At 71.7% G+C, this 4,134-nt stretch carries 3 protein-coding genes and 1 riboswitch; all 3 genes read left to right on the plus strand.

Features of this window, described 5'->3' with window-relative positions; all coding sequences use genetic code 11:
• Window positions 1-1,087: PP2C family protein-serine/threonine phosphatase (locus GWI24_RS41395; RefSeq protein WP_247617603.1), on the plus strand; the 1,087-nt coding region annotated here is incomplete at its 5' end.
• Between the two features lie 273 nt (window positions 1,088-1,360).
• Window positions 1,361-1,531, plus strand: a riboswitch (cyclic di-AMP (ydaO/yuaA leader).
• A gap of 11 nt (window positions 1,532-1,542) precedes the next feature.
• Window positions 1,543-2,772, plus strand: a complete 1,230-nt coding sequence (locus GWI24_RS41400; RefSeq protein WP_210951179.1) for a M23 family metallopeptidase — start codon at window positions 1,543-1,545, stop codon at window positions 2,770-2,772.
• Between the two features lie 160 nt (window positions 2,773-2,932).
• Entirely contained in the window at window positions 2,933-3,877 is a 945-nt protein-coding gene (locus GWI24_RS41405) for an aldo/keto reductase (RefSeq protein WP_210951180.1), read from the plus strand.
• Window positions 3,878-4,134: the final 257 nt, after the last annotated feature.

A 4,134-nucleotide genomic window follows, 5' to 3' on the forward strand; every position in this document is an offset into this window, starting at 1 on the left:
CGGCATCGCCTTCGACCTGGCCGCCCCGCCCGGCTACACCGCCTCGCCGTTCTTCGCCGCCGCCCCCTTGGTCGCCGCGGCGCTCTTACCGTTGCGTCAGACCATCGTCACGGCCGTCGTCGCCGTCCTCACCACCTGTCTGCTGGCGGAGTTGCACGGGGTGAGGGACCCGACCCAGGCGGCCACCGAGATCATCACGGTGGCGACCGTGACCGTGCTGGCGGTGGTGATCAACCGCGTCGTACGCCGCAGCTACCACCGGCTCGCCTCGGCGCGCGGTGTCGCGGAGGCGGCCCAGCGCGCCGTCCTGCCCGCTCCGCCCGCCCGGCTCGCCGGGCTGGAGATCGCCGCGCGCTACGTACCGGCGGAGAAGTACGCGGCGATCGGCGGTGACCTGTACGCGGTCCAGGACACCCCGCACGGCGTACGGCTGACCGTCGGAGACGTACGCGGCAAGGGGCTGGGGGCCGTGGAGGTCGTGGCGATCCTCCTGGGCTGCTTCCGGGAGGCGGCGGAGCAGGAGACGACCCTGGAGGCGCTCGTGGGCCGCCTGGAGCGGGCGCTGCAGCGCGAGGGCGCCCGGCGGGCCGACCTGGAGGTGGTCGAGGGATTCACGACGGCCGTGGTGGCCGAAATTCCGCGCGGCGACTCCACCCTGCGGCTGATCAACCGCGGCCATCCGGCGCCGCTGCTCCTGGAGGAGGACGGCGCGGTGCGCGCCCTGGACCCGGAGGCGTCGGCGCTGCCGGTGGGGATGGGGGAGTTGGCGGGCTGGCCGGACCGGGTGATGGAGCTGGCGTTCGCGGAGGGGGAGACGCTGCTGCTGTTCACGGACGGGGTGACGGAGGCCCGGGACCGCCATGGCGAGTTCTATGACCCGGAGGAGCGGCTGCGCGGCCGCCGCTTCGCCGGTCCGCAGGAGCTGCTGGACGCCTTGGTGGCCGATGTCGAGCGCCATACGGGTGGCGGGACGCCGGACGACATGGCGCTGCTGGCGGTACGTAGGACCCCGGCCCGCGGCAACGGGCGGGGCAACGGGCGGGGCAACTGTGGGGGGAGCGACAGGCCGAACCCCACGCCGTCGTAGCCGACCAACGACCAACCAACCGCACCGCACCGCGCCGCACACCGTGCGTAATCGACCGAGCCCCCTCCGCATAACAATTGACGCACGATCGATCCGTATGCGGTTTTGCCAAGTCTTGCCCAGTACGTCGACTCGCCCCCATCTGTCCCCTCTTGAGCGCTAAGTTCATGCCAAAGGTGCGCGGATTCCTCGGAACAGCTTGGAATCACATCGCGCTCTCTATTAACGTTCGATAACGCAGCGCGGTCGTCACAACCGTCGCAAGGGCGGCACCGTGCGCCGTCGCCGAATCCCGTACGCACTGCGGCAGCACCGCACCACCAGCAGCACCAAGGGAACCGGGGAACCAACAACCTTGGGGTGAATCGGGTCGAACCTGACCCGTAGGAGACCTTCCTGCTCCGAACCCGTCAGCTAACCCGGTAGGCGAGAGGGAAGGAAAGGAGTGCGCCTCCGTGGCGTCCAACAGGTCTGTCCTGGACGAGGCCCCGTATCGCACACGGGGAGGCGGTTTGGGGACCGCCACCGCCTACGGCCCCGGCTTCGACGCCGGCGGTGGGATGAGCTCAGGGGACGGCCGATTCGCCCCCGACGACCCTTACGCGTTCGGCCCCGACGACCGCTACGCGGATGAGGGCGCCTCCGAGGGCCCGGGTGCCGGATTCGAGGCCGAGACCTGGGAGGAGTGGAACCCCACCGAGGAGTCCATCGCTCCCGTACGCGGCCGGCACCGCGTGGCCAAGCAGCGGGGCGGAACCATGGCGCGCAGCGGCGCCGTCCTCGGGGTCGGCGTGATCGCGGCGGTCGGTGCGGGCGGTATGGCCAGCGCCAAGGACCGTCCCGCGCTCCCCATATCCATGCCGGACCTCGGCCATGTCGCCGATGAGGTCAAGGCCGGCCTGCCCGCCGCGAAGGACCTGCCGGGCATCGGCTCCTGGGCGTCGGACGACAGCAGTGGCGCGCAGACCGCCGCCGCCCCGCTCTCCCAGGCCGGTCTGACCACCGAGGACGAGCAGCGCGGCACCACCGACGCCGGCGAGGCGCTCCGCGCCCGCATCCTCCAGCAGGCCGAGAACCAGCAGAACGCGGCGGACGAGGACAGCCGCACCGCTGCGGCGCAGGCCGCCGCCAAGGACGCCAGGGCCGCCGCGGCCAAGGCCGCCGACCAGGCCGCGGAGGCGGCCGCCAAGCGGAAGGCCAAGGCCGAGGCGGAGAAGAAGGCCGCCGAGCAGCGGGCGAAGGAGGCGGCGGAGAAGAAGGCCGCGGCCGAGCGCCAGGCCAAGCTCGCCGCCGCGTACACCCTCCCCGTCGGCTCGTACACCCTGACCGCCAGCTTCGGCCAGGCGGGCGACATGTGGTCGGCCGACCACACCGGCCAGGACTTCGCCGCCCCGACCGGCACCCCGGTCAAGGCGCTGCACGGCGGCACCATCACCCAGGCGGGCTGGGCCGGTTCGTACGGCTACCGCATCGTGCTGACCCTGAGCGACGGCACCGAGCTCTGGTTCTGCCACCTGTCCTCGATGGTGGTCACCTCCGGCAAGGTGTCGACGGGCGACGTCATCGCCCGCGTCGGCGCCACCGGCAATGTGACCGGCCCGCACCTCCACCTCGAGGTCCGGCCGGGCGGCGGCTCGCCGATCGACCCGATGCCCTGGCTGCGCCAGCACGGGCTGAACCCCTGATACCCCGGCGGCCCTGGCGCTCTCTCCCCCCTTGACGCCAGGGCCGCCGGTTTACGTCCCGGCGGGGCTTTACGTCCCGACAGGGCTTTACCTCCCGACAGGCCGACCTTCACGAACGCACGCCGGAACAACCCCGTCCGGCCAACCGTTGTAAAGACGTATGGCTGACAACACACAGAAGATCGGTGATCTGTCCGTTTTCCCGCTCTCCCTCGGTGGGAACGTCTTCGGCTGGACCGCGAACGAGGCCGAGTCCTTCCGGGTGCTCGACGCCTATGTGGCGGCGGGCGGCAACTTCATCGACACCGCCGATGTCTACTCCGCCTGGGTACCGGGCAACGAGGGCGGCGAGTCCGAGACCATCCTCGGCAACTGGTTCGCCTCCCGCGGCAACCGCTCCGACATCGTCCTCGCCACCAAGGTGGGCGGCGGCGCCCCGGAGCCGCGCGGGCTGACCTCGTCCGCCATCAAATCGGGCGTCGAGGAGTCCCTCCAGAGGCTGCGCACCGACTACATCGACCTCTACTACACCCACTACGACGACCCGTCGGTGCCGGTGGAGGAGATCATCACCACCCTGGACGAGCTGGTCAGGGAGGGCAAGGTGCGCGAGATCGCCGCGTCCAACGTCGGCGCGGACCGCCTGGAGGCCCAGCTGACCTTCTCCACCCGGGAGAACCTGGCCCGCTACGTCGCCCTCCAGCCGCACTACAACCTGGTCTCGCGCGACACCTTCGAGGGCGAGCTGTCCGAGGTCGCCGCCCGCCACGACCTGGCGACGATCCCGTACTACTCCCTGGCGTCCGGCTTCCTCACCGGCAAGTACCGCCCGGGCACCGCGGTCGACAGCCCCCGCTCCACGGGCGCGGCCAAGCACCTGGAGACCGAGCGCGGCCAGAAGGTCCTCGCCGCCCTGGACGACGTCGCCGCCAACCACCGCACCGAGCCCGCCACGGTCGCCCTGGCCTGGCTCCTCGCCCAGCCCACAGTCGTGGCCCCCCTGGCCAGCGCCAGCTCCACCGACCAGCTCCCCGCCCTCCTGGCCTCGGTCGACCTCAAGCTGACCCAGCCGGAACTGGACCTGCTGACGTCGGCGTCGGACTGAGCGGAAGCCGGCGGGCCGGGCTACGCCGCAGGACTGAGCCAAAGACGGCGGGACGGGGGCGAACCGCCCGGCGGGCGGTAAGACGGCGGGCGGTCAACAAGCCCCGCCCGCCGAAGTCACCCATACGCCTGAGGACCCCTGCACCCCTCTACCGCCGATCGGCAAGGGCCCAGGACGCGAGGGCGACGCCACCGGCGACGGCGAAGACGGACGGCCAGGCCCCAATCTTCTTCGCCAGCGGATGCGACCCGGCGAAC

This window comes from Streptomyces sp. MK37H, assembly GCF_018035285.1.
GTDB lineage: Bacteria > Actinomycetota > Actinomycetes > Streptomycetales > Streptomycetaceae > Streptomyces > Streptomyces endocoffeicus.

Bases quoted from the DNA above. Each gene is read 5' to 3' on its own strand.
- GWI24_RS41405 (WP_210951180.1), top strand. From the start codon at position 2,933: ATGGCTGACAACACACAGAAGATCGGTGATCTGTCCGTTTTCCCGCTC.